The organism is Paenibacillus sp. JZ16 (genome assembly GCF_015326965.1).
In the GTDB taxonomy this organism is placed as follows: domain Bacteria; phylum Bacillota; class Bacilli; order Paenibacillales; family Paenibacillaceae; genus Paenibacillus_AQ.
The window spans coordinates 4,278,489-4,297,215 of record NZ_CP017659.1 but is presented as its reverse complement, the minus strand read 5'-3'; the positions used below and the strand labels follow the sequence as shown (position 1 = coordinate 4,297,215).

The 18,727-nt window shown below is 45.6% G+C and carries 18 protein-coding genes; 16 read left to right on the top strand and 2 right to left on the bottom strand.

Annotation, left to right across the window (positions count from 1 at the left end):
- Nucleotides 1-194 precede the first annotated feature (194 nt).
- From BJP58_RS19495 to BJP58_RS19475, 5 genes are all read left to right on the top strand, one after another.
- Nucleotides 195-599 (top strand): VOC family protein, encoded by a 405-nt coding sequence (locus BJP58_RS19495; protein WP_194540244.1) that lies wholly within the window; start codon nt 195-197, stop codon nt 597-599.
- 440 nt (nt 600-1,039) lie between these two features.
- A complete protein-coding gene (locus BJP58_RS19490) occupies nt 1,040-1,618 on the top strand; it encodes an RNA polymerase sigma factor (RefSeq protein WP_194540243.1) in 579 nt (192 codons plus the stop codon).
- On the top strand, nt 1,602-2,663 hold the full coding sequence (locus BJP58_RS19485) for a hypothetical protein (protein ID WP_194540242.1): 1,062 nt from the start codon (nt 1,602-1,604) through the stop codon (nt 2,661-2,663). Before BJP58_RS19490 ends, BJP58_RS19485 begins: the two co-directional genes overlap by 17 nt.
- Nucleotides 2,664-2,778: 115 nt before the next feature.
- Nucleotides 2,779-3,852 carry a hypothetical protein gene (locus BJP58_RS19480; RefSeq protein WP_194540241.1) on the top strand — a complete coding sequence of 358 codons (1,074 nt, stop codon included), beginning with the start codon at nt 2,779-2,781 and terminating at the stop codon, nt 3,850-3,852.
- A 79-nt stretch (nt 3,853-3,931) separates the two neighbouring features.
- Nucleotides 3,932-5,002: a hypothetical protein gene (locus BJP58_RS19475; protein ID WP_194540240.1), complete on the top strand. Its 1,071-nt coding sequence runs from the start codon at nt 3,932-3,934 to the stop codon at nt 5,000-5,002.
- 116 nt (nt 5,003-5,118) lie between these two features.
- On the opposite strand, the gene BJP58_RS19470 is transcribed toward BJP58_RS19475, so the two are convergent.
- A complete protein-coding gene (locus BJP58_RS19470) occupies nt 5,119-6,228 on the bottom strand; it encodes a PRK06851 family protein (RefSeq protein ID WP_194540238.1) in 1,110 nt (369 codons plus the stop codon).
- Nucleotides 6,229-6,540: 312 nt separating this feature from the next.
- On the opposite strand from BJP58_RS19470, the gene pnuC reads away from it, so the two are divergent.
- The 5 genes from pnuC to BJP58_RS19445 all read left to right on the top strand — a co-directional run bounded on the left by pnuC (nt 6,541) and on the right by BJP58_RS19445 (nt 10,807).
- Nucleotides 6,541-7,218 carry a nicotinamide riboside transporter PnuC gene (pnuC, locus tag BJP58_RS19465; RefSeq protein ID WP_194540237.1) on the top strand — a complete coding sequence of 226 codons (678 nt, stop codon included), beginning with the start codon at nt 6,541-6,543 and terminating at the stop codon, nt 7,216-7,218.
- On the top strand, nt 7,215-8,249 hold the full coding sequence (locus tag BJP58_RS19460) for an AAA family ATPase (RefSeq protein ID WP_194540236.1): 1,035 nt from the start codon (nt 7,215-7,217) through the stop codon (nt 8,247-8,249). The genes pnuC and BJP58_RS19460 overlap by 4 nt, the downstream gene beginning before the upstream one ends.
- Nucleotides 8,250-8,303: 54 nt before the next feature.
- On the top strand, nt 8,304-9,188 hold the full coding sequence (locus BJP58_RS19455; protein WP_194540235.1) for an NUDIX hydrolase: 885 nt from the start codon (nt 8,304-8,306) through the stop codon (nt 9,186-9,188).
- 2 nt (nt 9,189-9,190) lie between these two features.
- Nucleotides 9,191-9,742, top strand: a complete 552-nt coding sequence (locus tag BJP58_RS19450) for a riboflavin biosynthesis intermediates N-glycosidase (protein ID WP_194540234.1) — start codon at nt 9,191-9,193, stop codon at nt 9,740-9,742.
- A 261-nt stretch (nt 9,743-10,003) separates the two neighbouring features.
- Nucleotides 10,004-10,807: a hypothetical protein gene (locus tag BJP58_RS19445; RefSeq protein WP_194540233.1), complete on the top strand. Its 804-nt coding sequence runs from the start codon at nt 10,004-10,006 to the stop codon at nt 10,805-10,807.
- 154 nt (nt 10,808-10,961) lie between these two features.
- On the opposite strand, the gene BJP58_RS19440 is transcribed toward BJP58_RS19445, so the two are convergent.
- Entirely contained in the window at nt 10,962-12,107 is a 1,146-nt protein-coding gene (locus BJP58_RS19440) for an ROK family transcriptional regulator (protein WP_233354698.1), read from the bottom strand.
- A 359-nt stretch (nt 12,108-12,466) separates the two neighbouring features.
- Between BJP58_RS19440 and BJP58_RS19435 the strand changes: the two genes are divergently transcribed.
- The 6 genes from BJP58_RS19435 (at nt 12,467) to BJP58_RS19410 (ending at nt 18,710) form a co-directional block, all read left to right on the top strand.
- Entirely contained in the window at nt 12,467-13,051 is a 585-nt protein-coding gene (locus BJP58_RS19435; protein ID WP_194540231.1) for a YdcF family protein, read from the top strand.
- Nucleotides 13,052-13,239: 188 nt separating this feature from the next.
- The gene (locus tag BJP58_RS19430; protein WP_194540230.1) at nt 13,240-14,715 is read left to right on the top strand and encodes an ABC transporter substrate-binding protein; all 1,476 of its coding nucleotides are present in this window, start codon (nt 13,240-13,242) and stop codon (nt 14,713-14,715) included.
- Nucleotides 14,716-15,014: 299 nt separating this feature from the next.
- Nucleotides 15,015-15,965 carry a carbohydrate ABC transporter permease gene (locus tag BJP58_RS19425; protein ID WP_071219380.1) on the top strand — a complete coding sequence of 317 codons (951 nt, stop codon included), beginning with the start codon at nt 15,015-15,017 and terminating at the stop codon, nt 15,963-15,965.
- A gap of 29 nt (nt 15,966-15,994) precedes the next feature.
- Nucleotides 15,995-16,831: a carbohydrate ABC transporter permease gene (locus tag BJP58_RS19420; protein ID WP_071219381.1), complete on the top strand. Its 837-nt coding sequence runs from the start codon at nt 15,995-15,997 to the stop codon at nt 16,829-16,831.
- A complete protein-coding gene (locus BJP58_RS19415; RefSeq protein WP_194540228.1) occupies nt 16,828-17,589 on the top strand; it encodes a Cof-type HAD-IIB family hydrolase in 762 nt (253 codons plus the stop codon). Before BJP58_RS19420 ends, BJP58_RS19415 begins: the two co-directional genes overlap by 4 nt.
- A 14-nt stretch (nt 17,590-17,603) precedes the next feature.
- On the top strand, nt 17,604-18,710 hold the full coding sequence (locus tag BJP58_RS19410; protein WP_194540227.1) for an SGNH/GDSL hydrolase family protein: 1,107 nt from the start codon (nt 17,604-17,606) through the stop codon (nt 18,708-18,710).
- The last annotated feature ends 17 nt before the right edge of the window (nt 18,711-18,727 follow it).

Genomic DNA, 18,727 nt, shown 5'->3' with positions numbered 1-18,727 from the left:
AGAGCATCAAGATGGATTCCGAAATCAAATTCGTGAGGAAACCCCAAAAATTCTAAAACGCTACTGACATAAGGTTGTCAGTAGCGTTTTTTTATAATTGGACAGGTAAATGTAAAGGAGATAGATAAGGAAAATGTATGTTTACAACGGCTGTGGGACACAGCCAAACCTGTTATTAGGAAGGATGGTATCTTGTGAATTTCGCTTCTGTACGCATTATTACTGACGACGTGGATCGTCTCGTCGAGTTCTATGAGAAAGTCATGGGGGTTTCGGCGGAGCGACCCGCGCCCGTATTTGCCGAACTCGCCTTGCCATCATGCACCCTTGCAATCGGCCACTCCCAGACGGCGCAGCTATTCGGCGTCGGTTCCGTAGTGGGGGGCTATAATCGCACGGTCATTATTGAGTTCCGCGTCGACGATGTCGAAGCCGAATATGTGCGCTTGAAGCCATTTGTCGATCATTGGGTAAAGGAACCGACCATGATGCCGTGGGGGAACCGTTCTATGCTATTCCGCGATCCCGATGGCAACCTTCTTAACCTCTTCGAGCCGGTGACCGAGGACGCGATTAAACGGTTTAGAGGTAGACATTGAATCCACTGCAAGGGCGACTTCAACAGCTTTCCTGAAACCCCCTGACGGAGGTAGATATGGAACTACACTAAGAGATACAGGATGAAATTATGGGAAGATTAGAGACAACCTTTCAAGGGTTCCCCTAATCCGCTTTGTTTGGTTCCTTCAATTTAAAACTAAGGGGGAAACCTCAGTAAATAAAATGATCAAAAAATACAAAGGGGCATGTTGCGGCATGCTCCTTTCGCATTTTTCGCCGATAAAGACGGTAAGCTGAACCGTATCGCAAGTAGTTTAAATTCACTTAAAAATAATTCCTAAGAGATACCTTATACCAGTAAATACTTTTTCTTTTATATCATTTCAAGGTCGATGATTTCCAAATTGTTTTTGATGCAACTGTCACAAAATGAGCTGCATTGGTGTTTTAAGAGTGTAGGCAGGAGGGGGTAAGATTTTTGGACAGACATTACGGAGAGTCTAAATCAAACTCGGAAGAAATCGAGATGCTGGTTGAAAGGACTAAGCTTGGTGATAAGGAAGCTTTTGCTTCCATTATAAGAAACTTTGAAAAACCAATGTATATCTATTGTTATCATATGCTCAAAAACAAGGAAGAAGCCGAGGATGCTCTACAAGAAATATTTATCAAAGTGTATGAACAGATACATAAGTATCGTCCAAATATGATTTTCTCGGCATGGCTGTACAAAATTGCCTACAATTACAGTCTGAATCAAATCAGGAGCAAAAAAAGGTGGTTTCGTTTTATAGATCGTTATAAATATGATCAGCCTGAAACCTCAACTCAGCAAATAGACAGTCAAGCTACACTGAAGGATTTTCTAAATTTACTGACTGCCGAAGAGAGACACATATTAGTTCTCCGTGCGATTCAGCGATACAACTTTAACGAGATTAGTGAAATCATGAATATGAAGCCAGCAACCGTGCGCAAAAAGTATGAACGCCTTCGCAAAAAACTGCAGACGAAGGAAGTTAATGAAGGAGGGACAGTGAATGCGTCGATCACCTAATCCATCTAAAACCGTAAATATTCACCAAGTGGAGCAAATGATTCGGGACACGGAGACGCCAGAGCACAGCATGAGTCAACAGATTGTAGAAAAGCTCGAATCCAAAAGCGTGTCAAGACAAAAGCCATTCTTTACAAGAAGAGTGGGAGTCATCGCAGCGGCATCGGTTGCTCTTTGTGTGTCTCTAACTCCTGTCATGGCTCAAGCCATAGAGCGGCTATCATTACTTGAATATATTAATCCGTTTGCCAAAGAAATGAAAGTAAATCCAAATGAGACGGCGGATACACTTTATGTACAAGGCTCGGATGGGAATAAGAAATTTCATTCGGGGATGATTCGCTTTGATGACATTGAGGACCAAGAGTTTAAAAGCCAGCTGCAAAGGGTTTGGAATGAGATTTTCCCTCAGGGAGAAGCAATTAATGAAGTAATTATGTACGAATATAAACCAAACACATTTCACATCGAGGCGCGAAACGAAAACAGATCCATCGAATTTGACGAAGGTAACTGGTATTATGCGACACAACCGATTGGAGAGAATCAGGTTCCAGATGCTGCAAAAGATGCAGCGGATCAAATTTTTAATAAAGTTGGGGATTTTAAACAAAGTAAACGGTCAGTGAGTCGAATGATCCTAAGACCCAATCAAAACCCCGTATATAAGTTCGTCTACAACACAGACAAGGGTTCTATCCTCATTGATGTACAAAAAAATACGAATCAGATCACAAGGGTTGTAGCCTTTCCGTTGTCGGATCAACTCAATAAAGTGGATGATAAAAATAAATATCGTGACTTGGTTGAGAAAACAAAAGCAATTGAGCTGCACAAGATTCGTGAGGAAGCCGTGAAACAAGCTAAAGTTTGGATGAATCTGGACTTGGCTGATTATAACGTATCCAAACTTGAATACCGGTTCGATACATTAACGTTCACCAAAGCGGGTTCTCCAGACGTGACTGCGCTGTTCACCTCTAAAGGAACGATCTATTCTATTAAAATTGAGCTAAAGCAGTTATCTGAGAAAGGAATGGACTAATCAATGCAATGAGAGGGGGTGATGGCTGCTGATTTCATAGATTTATTTCAACGTGGCTGAAGCATTCCATTACAAACTGTAGGTAAGTAAATAAAAGATAAAGGAGTTTATTCGTATGAACAAAAAAATAATTTTTCCTATCGTCGGAGCAGCCTTATTATCAGGGAGTTTGCTTGGATTTGATACACCGAATCAATTCAATGCGTATAACAACGTAAATTCAAACATTGAACAAGGTGCTAAATCAGAGCAAACCCCTATGCAAAAGGCTCAGGATAAGCTTAAAGAATTGACAGGAAATACGTATACGTTAATTCAAGGAACCACTACGAAAGATACTATCCATTTTAAAAGAGAGAAAATCAAGGACGATATTATTGCTTATAACGCGAATGGAAAGCTCGAAACGATCAGTATTAAAATCAATTATGAAGATCTAAATGGTGGCAAATATCAAACCAAACTGAAAGAAACGTGGGAAGCTTTATTCCCGGGGGAAGAACCGAAATATGTGAATATCTCAGAGTCAATCTACTATGAGGGTACAATCTCATCGAATGCTATGCAAAATAAACAAATGTATATGCAGGAGAATGGAAGTATTTATGGCGTGAATTATGCTCCTGACGAAGCCCCGGCAAGCGTACAGAAGAAGGCTGCTCAGGTATTCTCCAAGCTTACTGATGGAAAAGTCAAGCAAGGTGCTGAGTTGGATCGGATGTATGTCCGCGATGGTAAACCGAATGTGTATCAATATAAGTATAAATCAATAACGATGGATGTAATCTTTTCCATTGAAGAACAGACGCTGGAGCTGCTCCAAGCTGATGTATATCATAAGGATGGTAAAGGTGTAGATAATTATGAAGAATTCCAGAAACGAGAAAAAGAAATAAGTGCAAAGATGAAGAAGTTGACGTTAGACACTTTAATGAAGAACGCAATGAAAGACGCAAAAAATATGCTGGATCTGGATTTGAAAGGATATAAGGGAGCAAGAGGTACAAATGCATGGGATGAGGATCATATGACGTTCACCAAAGAAGGGGCGCCTTCAGTTACTGCCAGATTTAATAAAGACGGATCGTTTAGCAGCTTTACCATTGATAAGTATAATCAGACAATCGATTTTTCCGGAATGACCATCGCAGGTCCCCCAAATGAAGAACTCAAATTGTTAATTGACTGATATGTATTGAAAAGCAGCTTGGAGATGCACTTATATTTCAATATAACCATGAGGTAGCAAAAGAAAGGAATTCATTGACATGAACAAAAAGAAAATTTTCCCTATACTCGGGGTAGCTTTATTATCAGGAAGTTTGCTGGGATGCCAAACTCCTGTTCGGGCAGATTCGCCCAACAAAGTAAATATCAATGCTTCACAGAATGTTAAAGCGGATCAGAAGCTTATGCAGCAGGCTCAGGATAAACTGAAAGAGCTAACAGGAAATACGTATAAGTTAATTCAGGGAACTGCCATGAAAGACTTTGTGAATTTTAAAAGAGAGAACTTCAAATATGATACTATTTCTTATAAAAAGAATGGAAAGCTAAATGATATCGGTATCAACATCAATTATGAAGATTTAAACGGTGGGAAATATCAAAGCAAACTGAAGGAAACATGGGAAACGTTATTCCCAGGGGAAGAACCAAAATACGTGAGTATCTCCGAGTCTATCTACCGTGTGGGTACAATCTCATCGAATGCCAAACAAAATAAACAAGTTTATACGGAGGATAACGGAAGTATACATGGCGTAAATTATGCACCTGACGATGCCCCGGCAAGCGTGCAGAAGCAGGCTGCTCAGGTATTATCCAAGCTTACCAATGGTAAGGTCAAGAAAGGAGAAAAGTTGGATCGTGTGTTTGTCCTTGATGGCAAACCGAATGTGTACCAATATAAGTATAAATCAAAAACGATCGATGTGAGCTTTGCAATTGAGGATCAAACGCTGGAACTGCTCCAAGCAAGTGTCCAAAGCAATGGTAAAGGTGTAGACAATTACAAAGAATTCCAGAAGAAAGAAAAAGTAAAAGATGCAAAGCTCAAGAAGCTGACGTTGGATGCATTAACGAAGAACGCAGTGAAAGATGCGAAAGCGATGATAAATTTTGATTTGAAAGGATATAAGGGAGCAAGAGGAACAAATGCATGGGATAAGGATCAAATGACGTTCACCAAAAAAGGGGCTCCTACAGTCACTGCTACAGTGGATGCAGATGGATCGTTTAACAGCTTTATCGTAGAGAAGTATGGTCAGCATCTCAGTTTCGGCGGAAACACAATCGTAGGGCCTGCAAATGAGGAGCCAAAAATATTAATCAACTGATTCTAAATGTGGAAATCTCCTATATAACTTGCGGAAGCAGATTCAATCTCAAACGGAGCTCAGCTTGCATTAGACTGCTGGGCCCCGCCTGAAATATAACGCCTTTGGGTGTTATCTTATTTTGAAGGCTGAATGGAGCTCATCAGTGCATTCAATTCGGACTGTAATTGCAAATGGAGTTTCTCTACGATCGAAAAATCGGTGGCCGCAACATAGTAGGCCTTAATCTGAGAATCGATGGCTTCGGCTTCCGCCAGATGGGAGGTAGCCTCTTTCATTTTTGCCGAATAGCGCGCCTTGATACCGGCTATTTCGTCAGCATAGGCTTCATCGGTACCAGGGGCTATCGTCCGTGTGTACATATCTAGGATCTCATCCCCGTCCCGATCGGGGAAGTATTCATGCGGAGCGGTACTGTCGAAGATCGCTGTTTGAAGCTCCGGGAATATCAGCATATCCAGACTGTTCGGGTCAAAGCCGCAATGAAACACTTGAACGTCGATTCCTTTCTGTTCGGCAGCGGAGGCAAGCTTTTTCAGCAGCGTCGATTTGCCGGATCCCGCCCTTCCTTTGATGAAAATCCGTCTTTCCAGCTGAGCGGTCAAGCTTTGAATAAAATCGAATGCTCCCCTTGGAGTCGCAGCCCCGAAAAATAAGTGACGCGAAGCAGTTGGCGTATCGCTTTCATGACCGGCGTATAATTCTTGAACCAATTCCAGCGCAATCTGGTCGGCCTTCGCAAAATCCATGTTATCGATATAAAATTTTTCCCACTCGTCATGAATCCGTAGGGCCGTTGCGAATGTTTCATACACATTTGAATAGGCGTTCTCAAGCTTGCCGCTAAGATCTTCTATCGTGATGAAGTCTCCCGGTGAAATAAGGCTGTTATCGAACGCTTCCCCAAAATCGATAAAGACGATGTCACCGGCCCCGCTATCCGAAATCCCCTTACAGACTCGCCCGTCGACAATACCAACCTTCAATTCCGTAAAAATAATGCCATCCAGTTCGTCGGGACGGAGAGGGGAGTGGAAACATTGCACATGGAAGCCTTTATCCAGCAGGCTATCCACCAAGCTTTGCATGGCCGTCGATTTCCCCGTGCCTTGGGGCCCCGTAAGGACAAATATCTTGTTCAACCCATCAAATGCGGATTTATACAAGAAATGAGCCCCGCGCGCAGTGTTGCCGTGGGCAAAATAGTGAGATGATGTTAGTACCAACCTAAACCCTCCTTTGTGCCTATTCCGATTCGCAAAGTTTACAGAATAAGCATGATTGGGATAAGTGCCTATTCATTTGTATATTCCGCGTTGTAACAAGTGGTGTTCGTCCTCTCCTATGATTTTCGCTAATTGTTGAAGGGACTACAGAAGGTAAAAGATCAAGCCTGCGACAAATGGGGAGATTTCACTTGCCCTACGCAGGATTTTCTGTTATTTTTGATAGTAATAAATTGTTATTAACAAAACGATACTAAGTGTGTTGGGTGTTTTCCTTCTATAAATCAGTGGAGAAAGCTGAGGGGATGAATTGTGAAAAAGGTTGCGAGTGGCTGGAACCTGTTCGAAATAGCATGGTTGGTGCTGTTCACCTCGATTGCTGTGGGGTTTACGGTGATTTCTAAGGACTCTTTATTCGGTTTTACCGTTTTTATTACTGGGGTGCTATGCGTGGTGCTTGCGGCGAAGGGCAATCTGATGAGCTATGTTTTCGGCATGTACAATACCGTCGGTTACGCTTATCTGGCCTATATTAACGGGTTGTTTGGAGAGGTCATGCTGAATCTGTTATTCTTCGTTCCGATGAACGTCATTGGCTTCTACATGTGGAAAAATCACCGCCAAGACGGCAAGCTGATCATGCGCCAAATGGAACTTAAAGGTCTGCTTCTCATTGGGACAGTCTGCTTTCTAGGCTGTTTGCTGCTGGGATTTGGGCTTTCGTTCATCCCGGGACAGAACTCGCCTTACATCGACGCTACTACGACGGTGCTGTCCGTTGTGGCCACCTTTTTAATGGTCCGCAGATTCAAGGAACAATGGCTGGTCTATATTGTGTTGAATTTGTTTACGGTGCTGCTGTGGGCGATTCGATTGCTGGAGGGCAGCAGCGAAGGCATGCTGATGATCGTCATGTGGAGCGCGTATTTGGTTAATGCGGTATACGGCTATTACAATTGGAATAAAGGGGCCAAGGAGGTGGCGGCATGAAAACGCTCGGATTAACGCTGGGGAAGTTTGCCCCGCTGCATAAAGGGCATCAGTTCATGATCGAAACGGCGCTGCAGGAGGTCGATGAGTTAATCGTGGTCATTTACGAGACGACGGTCACGCCGATCCCGCTTCATATCCGGGCGAATTGGATTCGACGGCTGTACCCGGCAGTCCGGGTCATCGAAGCTTGGGACGGTCCTGACGGGTATTCGGATGACAGAGAGCACGAGATTCGGGAAGAACAGTATATCCTCCGTTTACTGAACGGCGAGCAAGTAACGCATTTTTACTCGAGTGAGTTTTACGGCAGGCATATGAGTCTTGCTTTGGGCTCGGTCGACCGGCGGGTCGATGAAGCCCGCGAGCGGGTTCCGATCTCTGCAACGATGATCCGTTCCGACCCATATAAGTACAGGGAGTTCATAAGTGATATCGTGTACCGGGACTTAATCACGAAGGTGGTATTTGTTGGGGCGATGTCGACGGGCAAGTCGACCATCACTGAAGCGCTGGCACGGCGGTATAACACGACCTACGCGAGCGAATACGGACGCGATTATTGGACCGAGCATCAGGTGGACCGCAGAATCGGCCTGGAGGCGTTTGATGAAATCGCTGTGGGTCATATCGAGCGCGAAGAGCAGGCTTTGCTCGCGGCGAACCGATTTCTCTTCGTCGATACCAATGCGATTACGACGTATATGTTCGCCATGGATTACCACGGCCGGGCGCCAGAGCGATTAACACGGATTGCCCTGGAGAATGCGCAGCGCTACGATCTGTTCTTCTTGTGCGACGACGATATTCCTTACGATGATACGTGGGATCGAAGCGGGGATCAGAAGCGGCATGTTTTTCATAAACAGATCATCGCGGATTTGAAGGAGCGGCGCATTCCCTACATTATGCTTCGGGGAAGCTTGGAAGAGCGCATGCGCAAGGTAGACGAGGTGCTGGCGAAGTTCGAGCCCTATCGAAACTATTTCGGGGAGCTAAAACGGTTAGAATTAGATGCAGACAGGGAGTAAAATGAACCCATAACCACAACCCATTTAGAATCAAAAAACAAGGAGGCGCCCCCATTGGACTTGTTGGATCGGGACGGACTTACGGAACGCGAATTTTTGGAGAAGTACCGGGCAGGAGATTATGAGCGGCCTTCGGTGGCAGCCGATATGGTGATCTTCACGGTTACGGACGAGGCGGCTGACAGCTATCGGAAGTTACCCGAAAAAGAGCTCCGCATCCTGCTTATTCGCCGGGGAGGTCACCCCTTCCTGGGTAAATGGGCGCTGCCTGGCGGCTTTGTCCAGCCGAGCGAGACGACTGAGCAGGCTGCGGCAAGGGAACTGCGCGAGGAAACCGGCGTGGACGACGTTTATTTGGAGCAGTTGTATACGTTCAGTGATATCGGGCGAGATCCCCGAACCTGGGTGATGAGCTGCAGCTACATGGCTCTGATCAACAGCGATAAATTGGAGCTTCAGGCGGGAGACGATGCGGCCGACGCCGCTTGGTTCAAGGTCTCCTATCGGCTGCTGCGGGAGCAGAAAGAGCTGATGGAGGACGGATACGTCAAGACGCTGGAGTATGAACTCAAGCTAAGTGGTGAAGAGGAGCTTTCGGCGATCGTGGCCAGGACGTTGACCGTGAAGACGACATCCACCAGCACGGAATATAAGATCGTATCGAATAACGGTTTGGCCTTCGACCACGCGAAGATTATAGCGTGCGCGATCGAGCGGCTGCGGGGAAAAGTGAACTATACCGATATTGCGCTGCACTTAATGCCAGAGCTTTTTACATTGACGGAGCTGCAGCAGGTTTATGAGGTCATTATGGATAAAGAGCTATTGAAGGCGGCCTTCCGGCGGAAGGTGGCCGATCTCGTGGCGGAGACTGATCATTACACCGAAAATGCGGGACACAGGCCATCCCGCTTGTATCGGAGAAAACTGGAGGACTAACGATGATTTACAATCTCGATGAGCTAAGAAAAGCATATAACGAAGGGAGAACGTTCAAGTTTGTATTCTTTTGGGGCCATACGCCGCCTAAGGACGGGAGCGTCGACAAAAGCTGCTTCAGCCAGTGGTGGATGTGCCCGTTCACGGTAGAAGGGACGGAGTATTCCTGTGCCGAGCAGTTTATGATGGCCGAGAAGGCAAGACTGTTCGGCGACCATGAAATGCTGGAGTCGATCCTTACAGCTAAGCATCCTAAGGAGATGAAGGCTTATGGGCGCGCGGTCCGAAATTTTGACAAGGATACTTGGGACAAGGAATGTTACGACATCGTTAAAAGAGCCAGCTTGGCCAAGTTTTCGCAGAATCCGGAGCTTGGCGAATATCTCAAGTCGACGAAGAACCGCATCCTCGTCGAGGCCAGCCCGCGGGACCGCATATGGGGGATCGGCATGGGCCAGTCCAATCCGGATGCGGAGAATCCCGTGAAATGGCGGGGCCGAAACCTGCTGGGGTTCGTGCTGACCGAAGCGCGGGACGAGTTGCTGCAGAGATAGTTTTTTGGCAGGATCACAGAATTAGGGATCGTACTACTTCAGCGTAATCGTATGCGCCGCAACAAGCTCCTTCTTATATTCCGTCGATAGACCCGTTAAGCTGAATCTTATCATAAGTGACGTCAAGTCTTTCGATTGACAGCAACAAGTATACGTGATAATTTCACGGTAGGATAATAAAGGCAATGTAACCTTCGGGTTCAACCTCGCTGAGAAGTGGGTTGGACCCTTTTTGCATTCCAAAACAAGGGAGGATTCGTAATGTTGAGAACAGAATCGCTGTTACAGCGGCTGGGCGAGATCGGCAAGTCGCTCGAACGCAAGGGGGGAGCTCTTTTATTATTGGGAGTTGGTTCCGTTGGGGTCGAGACAGACCGGTTGGATGAATATTCGGATTTAGATTTCTTTGTCATTGTAAATCCCGGGGAGAAAAACAGATATATAGACCGGTTGGATTGGCTCGAGGACGTACACCCTCTTGCCTATTCATTTAAGAATTCGGGTGTTGGTTACAAAGTCCTGTTCGAGGACGGTATTTTCGGGGAATATGCTGTATTCGAGGAATGGGAGCTGGCGAACGCCACCTATACGGAAGGTCGGGTCATTTGGAAGGACCCTATGTATGCCAATACGGCAATCGCCAAACCTTCCAACCCGATCCCCAGCCTAAAAGTGGATTCCTTGGACTTTCCTTTGAATGAAGCCTTAACCAATCTGTACGTGGGGCTTGGTCGCTATGCTAGGGGAGAGCGTCTATCCGCGACGAGGTTTGTTCAAGGATACGCAGTAGACAGGATTCTATCCGTGCTCCATCTGCTGGAGCAAGAGGTGGACTACTATCCCGACCCATTCGGCAATGAGAGGCGTTTAGAGCGGAGATACCCCCGTTTTGCGGAAATCATAGGAGAGATGATACAGGGTTACGATCATGTTCCCGAATCGGCACTTCGCATTTTAAATTTCATAGAAGAAGTGTATCCGGTCAATCGAAGGTTAAGCGATGAGATACGGCGACTGGCTAATCTAACTTGCCGAGTTGATACGCAAACGGAATCGACGCACTAGCGCACAATAGCGTCTACTAGGGGTATACCAGCGTACTGACGATATGGGCGAAGGATATGGATTACAAAGAAAGAACTCTCCGAGTATGGAGAGTTCTGTTTATTGCGTACATCGATTTATCCATTTTGGGAATGACATCCAAAAACGGGGTCAATTAAAGAGATAAAGTATCCAGCGGTATTTCAAATGCGCGTTTAATAACTAACCCGGCAGCAAGCTTGGTTTCATCCGGTTTGTTATGAAGGTAGATCAATTGTACGTTATTAACTGTCACAGGCAACTGGTGCATCACCCTGGCTCTAATCTCGTTGAACATTTCGGGGCTGATGGTATGAATGACTCGGCCCGTTATAAGCAGACTGTCTGGATTTATAAATGTAATGATATTGGTAACGGCGATCGCGATGCCATCGACAATTTTTTCGTATAAGCTAAGGAACTTAGGATCTCCTGTTCTTATGCCTTCTGCGAACTCCTCTAGTGTGCATTTGATGGAAACACTAAGTCCGCTGCTGGAAGCCAGCGTTGTTAAGCATCCGGATCTGCCGCAATGGCATGGATAGGCATCTTCTCCATAGAAGCCTTTATAATGCCCGAATTCACCTGCAACAAAGCTTGATCCCGCTATAATTTGTTTATCATGGACGATCGCGCCGCCTGTACCGTAATCAAACTTGATGGTGATATTGTTATTAGAATCCTTCAAGCAGCCGTTCATATTCTCGTTGACAGAGAGAAGATTGACATCGTTCTCAATATACACGGGGATGTTATATTGGTCTTCAAGCAGCTGCTTGAGCGGCAGGCGATGAACGCCTATGCCGGGTGTTCGCAGAACGATGCCATGCTGAGAATCTACCAGGCCCTGCATACTGATTCCGATCCCTTTTACTTTGGAGGAGTTGGGTACCTGGGTGAGCAGCTCGTCGATAACTTCATGCAACAGCTGCATCAGCACATCGATAGAACCATATTTGTTGCTCGTGCGTTCTGCGGATGCGACAGCTTCTTGACGCAGGTTGAACACTTTTCCGCGAATGTATTTGCCGGCGAGCTCAAGCCCGATGGCATAAAAATGGCCGCTGTTGATATGAAGGCCGACTCTTTTCCTTCCGCTGCCTGCCTCCAAGTCGATAAGCTCCCCTGTCACGATTATTTTTTCCTTCAACAGGCGATTCACGATATTGGTTACCGTTTGTCTGCTTAGTCCAGTCTTTTCCGCAAGCTCTACGCGAGAGATCGGCCCCTCTGAATAAATGAGAAAAAGAACCTTCTGCTGATTAATTGATTTTAATAACATATGGCTAGTTTGTTTAACCGAATCACTCACAATATGCATCCTCTTTCCAACAACGTTTTATATAATATAGATTCAAAACATTTGACAAATTAGGAACATACTTTGCTTCAAGTGTAGCATTAATACGAGGCGAATAAAAGTTGCAAGTTCGTTTAATTCAACGAGCATATCATTTAAATTTTCATAAAAACGACGATAGATGGCGGTATTATGCAGCAGAACACAATCAATGCGAGAAATTATATTCCAAAAATACTTAAAAAACGAAACAGATTGTATTGACATTGTTATAAAAAAAGATATTATATTTGTAAACTGATTTGATTAAATACAGAAAATGACGCCTAGAGGAGTAAGTAATGGTATGGATCGGATGGATAATTGCAATCGCAGCGATGACGGTGTTGGCTTACATATGCTGGCTGCATGCAGTTATATTACAACCTGGTAAAGCAGATGCGATTATTGTACTTGGCTATGTATCTAAAGACGGCCGAATACACCCTTTGCTTAAGGAAAGACTGGATGAGGCTTACAAACGATTTCAGCAGTATGGGCACAAATACATCATTGTATCGGGGGGAGCCGTTGGTTCACGTCGCTCGGAGGCAGAGCTAATGAAGAAGTATCTGGTTGAGAAAGGCGTTCCGGCGAAAAGAGTATTAAAAGAAGACAAGTCACACAACACCGTTCAGAATTTAATCTTTAGCAAGCAATTGATGGAGCAGTACCAGCTAAAATCTTTTATGATCATAACCAATTTATTTCATGTCCGCCGCACGAAGTATATTATGCATCGTCTTGGCATGAATGGCGGTTTCAGCGCTAATCGAAGCCTTAGAAGCATTGTGGGATTCCAGCTCAAATTAACATTTTTGGAAATTCGGGCGTTTCGATTAACGCTCCCCATTATCAGGCGGGAAATCAATGATCAAAACAATTGACAAAATGGTTGACAACTGGCCGACAAGTGATTAGAGCGTTTACAGAATATATGGGAGGTGAGGATTAAGTGGCTATAAGCCAAAAGTTGTTTACAAATTATTTACCCGGATTTGATTGGTAATTAACAAATCATAGTTATGCTTAAATAGTTAATCCAATTTATTTATTAATTAACGGGGGCGAAATAATGTTTAATGGAAAAATGAAACGATTCATGAGCACGGGTGTTGCAGCGGCATTATCCTTAGCTATGCTGGCTGGTTGCGGTGGAAACAGCGGGAAGAACGAGGCTAGCCCAAGTACAACTCCTGCTGGGTCGAATAAGCCAGGTGTATCTGCAGAGGTAGAGACTTACGAGAATGGATTGCCGAAGAATGAGGAAGTAACGCTAAAGGTAGGCTTCTTTGTAGGAGGATACGGCCGGGAGTGGTTCGATTATGCAGTTGAATCGTTCACAGCCAAGTATCCAAATGTCAAAATAGACATCACGGCTTCAGCCGATATGAAGACGATTCTTTCTACAAAAATCTCTGCAGGCAATGATAATGACATGTTTGATCTATTTAATACGGATCCAGCGGGAGGTATCGTGGGGCTTGCTGAAGCCGGCAAGCTTGAACCAATGGATGACATTTGGGAATACCCTCTTCCAGACGTGCCGGACAAAAAGGTCAAGGATCTTATGATGCCGGGTATGTACGAGTCAACGCAGCTGATCAATGGAAAAAGGTATGAATTCACGACGGCGAGCAGCTTTGGCGGGTTGTTTTTTAACAAAAAGCTATTCGAAGAGCATGGCTGGAACCAAAACCCGAACACATGGGATGAATTTAAAGCGCTTCTAGCAGATATTAAAGCGGACGGCATTGCTCCCATAACGTTCCCGGGTATTCATCCAAGCTACCATAACTGGGCTTTCGGAACAGCCAAAAATTTTGAGCTGGCTGATATCAATGGCCATGTCGACGAATTTATCGAAAATTATAGAACCTATGGTCTGCCGCAATACACAAATCCGGAGACGGTTGAAACTTGGACGCGCATCTACGAGCTTGGCCAACAAGGATATTTTGCAGAAGGACTTCCGGCATTGAACCATACGCAATCGCAAATGCAGGTTATTCAGGGGCAAGCGGCGATGGTATCGACAGGGACTCATGTCGAGAATGAGATGAAGGAAGCAACACCTGAGGATTTCGATTGGGGCTTCATGGCTGTTCCTTTCAGAGATGACACCAATCAAACGCTTTGGATTCGAAGCGGAACTTCAAACTTCAACTATATCTGGGCAGCAAAGCCGGAGCTTAACAAAAAGTGGGCCAAAGAATTGATCACATGGATGGTTACGCTTGAAAATCAACAATTCGCTGCTGAAAAAGCAGGCGCTTTGCCAATGCGCAAGGATTTGACGGAAGACCCTGCCAGAACAGCTAATCTTTCCAGCTCCGCCCAATCTGTTCTGAAATACATTGCGGATAATAATGCTCAAACTTATAAAGCAAGCCGGTCTATCAGTATTTCGGATCCGAATCTTGCTCAAGCGGAAAAATTATTAAATGAGAATATTGTTAAATTTGCTATGGGTATGCAGGATCCGAAACCGATTCTGGAGCAAGCTGAAGAGCTGCTGAAGAAAGCAGTAGAGGCTGAAAAGAAAAAATAAGACGTGATGGAGCGGGGAGGATTCATCTCCGCTCTTCCGTTTTAACTTCTGCGACCCATGGGCTTCACGCTGAAAATGTCTAATAGTGTAAGTTCAAAAAGTCGGATTTTCAGCACCGAGAAGGTTGGATGAAGCTAGGGACTGAGGAGCGGAGCGTACGTTTTGGGTACGTGAGCACCGGAAGGCCCGGCTGAATTCAAGATTCGATGCCGAGTTACTTCTTGACTCACTTCGTGATCAAAAGGCGATTTTTTGAACAACCTCTTATAAACGTCTAGTAAGATAGGAGTTGACCTCTCGTGTCTGATTCAACCGTTGTGACGACACCAAAAGCCCCTATGCGCAAGCGTATGGGTCTAGATAAAGCGAATACGCAGAAGTGGATATTTCTGTTCATAGCCATCGTGCCTCCCTTTGGCGGATATTTGCTTTTTACGTTGTTTCCGAACATTTTATCCGTTTATTATGCGCTGCTCAATTGGGACGGGTTTACGGATGCAACGTTTGTGGGGCTGTCCAATTTCGTCACCGCATTTCAAGATAAATACGTGTGGCGCGCGCTTACCCACAACTTGATTTTAATGATAACGGTGCCCTTCTTTGTTATTATCATCTCTTTGATACTTGCCTATTTAATTACAAATAAATCGTATAAAGAAAATAAGTTTTTGAAGATATTGTTTTTCTTTCCGAATGTGTTATCTACGGTCGTAGTCGCGCTCCTCTGGGCTTTTATTTATGACGGATCGTACGGTTTGCTGAATGGGCTTCTAAAGTTCATTGGCATTGATACCGGTAATTTCTATTGGCTGGGCAATGAAAACACGGCGCTTGCAGCGATTATCCCGGCATGGGTATGGGGCGGCGTCGGCTTGTACGTCATTATCTTTGCCAATGCGATGCTGGCGATTCCAAAGTCATTGTACGAGGCGGCGATTCTTGAAGGGGCCGGACATATGTCGCGCTTGTTTAAAATTACAATGCCGCTTGTTACGCCAATTATTCGGGTCAGCGCTTTGTTTCTGATCGTTGGCACGATGAAGGGCTTTGAAATCATCCTCATTATGACAAATGGGGGCCCATTCGGGTCGACGGATGTCATCGGCCTCTACATGTTTAACTTGGCTTTTGGCGTAGAGTATCGGAATTACGGCTACGCTTCCGCAGTCGGTATGATCCTGTTCGTCATATTAGTAACGGCAAAGCTGTTAATCGATAAATTTGTGCCGAACAAAGGCTACGAGTATTAGTTTCCATATGAAGTTCGGAGGGATAAAGTTTGAAGGAAAAACGAACGTTTATGGACGTTGTGTGGCGTGTGCTGCTTTATGCTTGGTCGTTGACCATATTATTTCCTTTAGTCTGGGTTATCTATGAATCGTTAAAAAGCAATCCTGAGTTTTTTAAAGATATATGGGCGCTGCCTTCGGAACCAAGATGGCAGAATTATTCGAAGGCTTGGAATCAATACGGTTTTGGGCAATCACTCTTAAATACCCTTTATTATGTCGGCGGAAGTCTGGTGCTTGGGCTTTTCTTTACGACAATTAACGCCTATGCGCTTACTCGAATGCAGTTCAAAGGTAGAAAATTGATTTGGGGCTTGATTATGTTGTCCCTGTTCCTGCCTGGCATCAATGCGCTTGTACCCCAGTATGTAGTGATGAGGGAACTGAATTTAACCAATAGTTTGACGGGATTAATTCTCCTGTCCAGTCTGGGGGAAAGCGTGTTCTACCTTATGCTGCTCGGAGGGTTTATGAGCTCTTTGCCGATGGAGCTTGAGGAGAGCGCAACGATGGATGGTGCTACATTATTCCAAAAGTTTTGGCGTGTTATTGTTCCTTTGTCTACACCGGGAATTGTAACCGTTGGCGTATTCAAGTTCCTAGGGTTCTATAACAATTTCTTAGCGCCGTTTATCTATTTGAGCGATCCCAAGAAGTATCCCATTGCGGTGCAAATGTATTCTGCGAATAAGCAAATGGAGTTTACTGCGGATTGGGTAACTTTGTTTGCCGGTGTAACCATTGCGATGGTACCGTCCATTATTATTTATATCTTATTCCAAAAGCTTCTGATGGAAGGCGCGACCATGGGAGCGGTGAAGGGATGAATACGGTGCAGCAAGTGAAGGCGAAATATAAGCTGATTGCCTTGGATCTGGATGGGACTCTTCTGACGGATGAAAAGTGCATTACGGAAGAGACCAAAAAGTGGCTTCAATATGCCGTAGGTCAGGGCGTTAAAGTGATGTTCTCCACCGGAAGAGGCTTGCAAACGGCACAGGTCTTCTGGGATGAGCTGGGGCTTGATTCCCCGATGGTGCTGCTCAATGGCGCGGAAATTTGGGAGGGGCCGGGCAGGCTTAAGAAGCGAGTCTTCCTCCCCCGGGATACGGTCCGCCATATGCACGCCATTGCTGCCGAACGGGCCGAATGGTACTGGGGCTACAGCGTGGAGAGCTTGACGGGCGACAAGGATTGGACGCCTGAGATGTTCGAGAGGGATTGGATGAAATTCGGGATCGGCAGCCATGATCAACAGAAGCTCGCGGAAATTAAGGAGGAGCTGCTCCGATGGGGGACGCTTGAAGTTACCCGTTCGGCCCCTACGAATATGGAGATATCAGTTAAAGGAACTACCAAGGAAAGTGGAGTGCGTGAGGTTTGCCAGATGCTGGGCTTCTCGATGTCCGATGTCATTGCGATGGGAGACAGTGATAATGACGCGAAGCTGCTGAAGGCGGCAGGTCTCGGTGTGGCGATGGCCAACGGTGAAGAGCATATCAAATCGATAGCGGACGTTATGACGGCTACCAACAACGAGGACGGCGTTGCTCAGGCGATTCGGAAATATGTATTCCAAATGTGAGGGAGTAGAAATAGATGACCGTTCAATCGAAAGAGATAAACTTAGATCAACTGGGCGGAACGATATACCCAAAGACAACCAATGGCGAGCAGTTGAGATGGCATTCTCCGCTTGAAGCGCCCTTTCACATCGCGGGCTTCCCTTGGCTTGCGCAGGATGGGATATACAGACGCCTGCCCTTGGCTTCAGGGGCTGTCTTGCCGCCTCCGGTTGATACGCTTGCTTATTGTACGGCAGGTGGGCAAATTCGCTTTCGCACCAATTCTTCAAGGCTGGTCATAAGGGTGCGTCTTGCCGGACCGGCCAATATGTATCATATGCCGCCTACAGGGCAGTGCGGGGTTGACTGCTATCTTGGAGAGCCGGGAGAGCAGAGCTTTATCACCACGGCTAGATTCAAACCAACGGAAAGTGAATATGAATCCCAGCTTTATCAGTGGGATACAAAAAAAGAGGTGGCCGTCACCTTAAACTTGCCGCTCTACCAAGGGGTAGAAGAGGTATGGATCGGTGTAGATAAGGATGCTGTCATAAGCGATGCACCTGCCTATGCAAGCAGTAAACCCGTCATTATATATGGAACTTCGATTACGCAAGGAGGATGCGCCTCCCGGCCGGGTATGGCTTATTCTAATATTCTTAGCCGTATGATTCCGGTGGAGTTCGTAAATCTAGGCTTTTCCGGGAGTGGAAAGGGCGAGCCGGAGCTCGCGCAGATCATGTCGGAAATCGATGATCCGGCGTTATTCATTCTTGATTATGAAGGGAATACGGGCGAGGCTGGAAACATCGCACGAACGCTGCCTGCCTTCATCCAAATTTTAAGAGATCGGCATCCCCAAGTTCCTATACTAGTAGTCTCAAGGATTAGCACTGCCGAGGACCAGTTCTATATGGAGAGGAGGGAGCTTAATGATCGCCGCAGGCTGATCCAAATTGAAAATGTGGAACAGAGACGGACAGAAGGAGACCGTAATATTCATTTCGTTGACGGCTTGAAGCTGCTGGGCGATGACTTCGTCAATGATTGTACGGTAGATGGAACACATCCAACGGACCTCGGATTTTTGCGCATGGCACAGTCGCTTGCACCTATCATTAAGCCATTGCTGCGACTGTGATGAACAAGATAGATGTT

What these genes read in the sequence shown, in the direction of transcription:
- BJP58_RS19485 (WP_194540242.1), top strand. Translation starts at nt 1,602, where the DNA reads ATGCGTCGATCACCTAATCCATCTAAAACCGTAAATATTCACCAAGTG.
- BJP58_RS19480 (WP_194540241.1), top strand. Translation starts at nt 2,779, where the DNA reads ATGAACAAAAAAATAATTTTTCCTATCGTCGGAGCAGCCTTATTATCA.
- BJP58_RS19475 (WP_194540240.1), top strand. Translation starts at nt 3,932, where the DNA reads ATGAACAAAAAGAAAATTTTCCCTATACTCGGGGTAGCTTTATTATCA.
- BJP58_RS19460 (WP_194540236.1), top strand. Translation starts at nt 7,215, where the DNA reads ATGAAAACGCTCGGATTAACGCTGGGGAAGTTTGCCCCGCTGCATAAA.
- BJP58_RS19450 (WP_194540234.1), top strand. Translation starts at nt 9,191, where the DNA reads ATGATTTACAATCTCGATGAGCTAAGAAAAGCATATAACGAAGGGAGA.
- BJP58_RS19445 (WP_194540233.1), top strand. Translation starts at nt 10,004, where the DNA reads ATGTTGAGAACAGAATCGCTGTTACAGCGGCTGGGCGAGATCGGCAAG.
- BJP58_RS19440 (WP_233354698.1), bottom strand. Translation starts at nt 12,107, where the DNA reads ATGTTATTAAAATCAATTAATCAGCAGAAGGTTCTTTTTCTCATTTAT.
- BJP58_RS19435 (WP_194540231.1), top strand. Translation starts at nt 12,467, where the DNA reads ATGGTATGGATCGGATGGATAATTGCAATCGCAGCGATGACGGTGTTG.
- BJP58_RS19430 (WP_194540230.1), top strand. Translation starts at nt 13,240, where the DNA reads ATGTTTAATGGAAAAATGAAACGATTCATGAGCACGGGTGTTGCAGCG.
- BJP58_RS19415 (WP_194540228.1), top strand. Translation starts at nt 16,828, where the DNA reads ATGAATACGGTGCAGCAAGTGAAGGCGAAATATAAGCTGATTGCCTTG.
- BJP58_RS19410 (WP_194540227.1), top strand. Translation starts at nt 17,604, where the DNA reads ATGACCGTTCAATCGAAAGAGATAAACTTAGATCAACTGGGCGGAACG.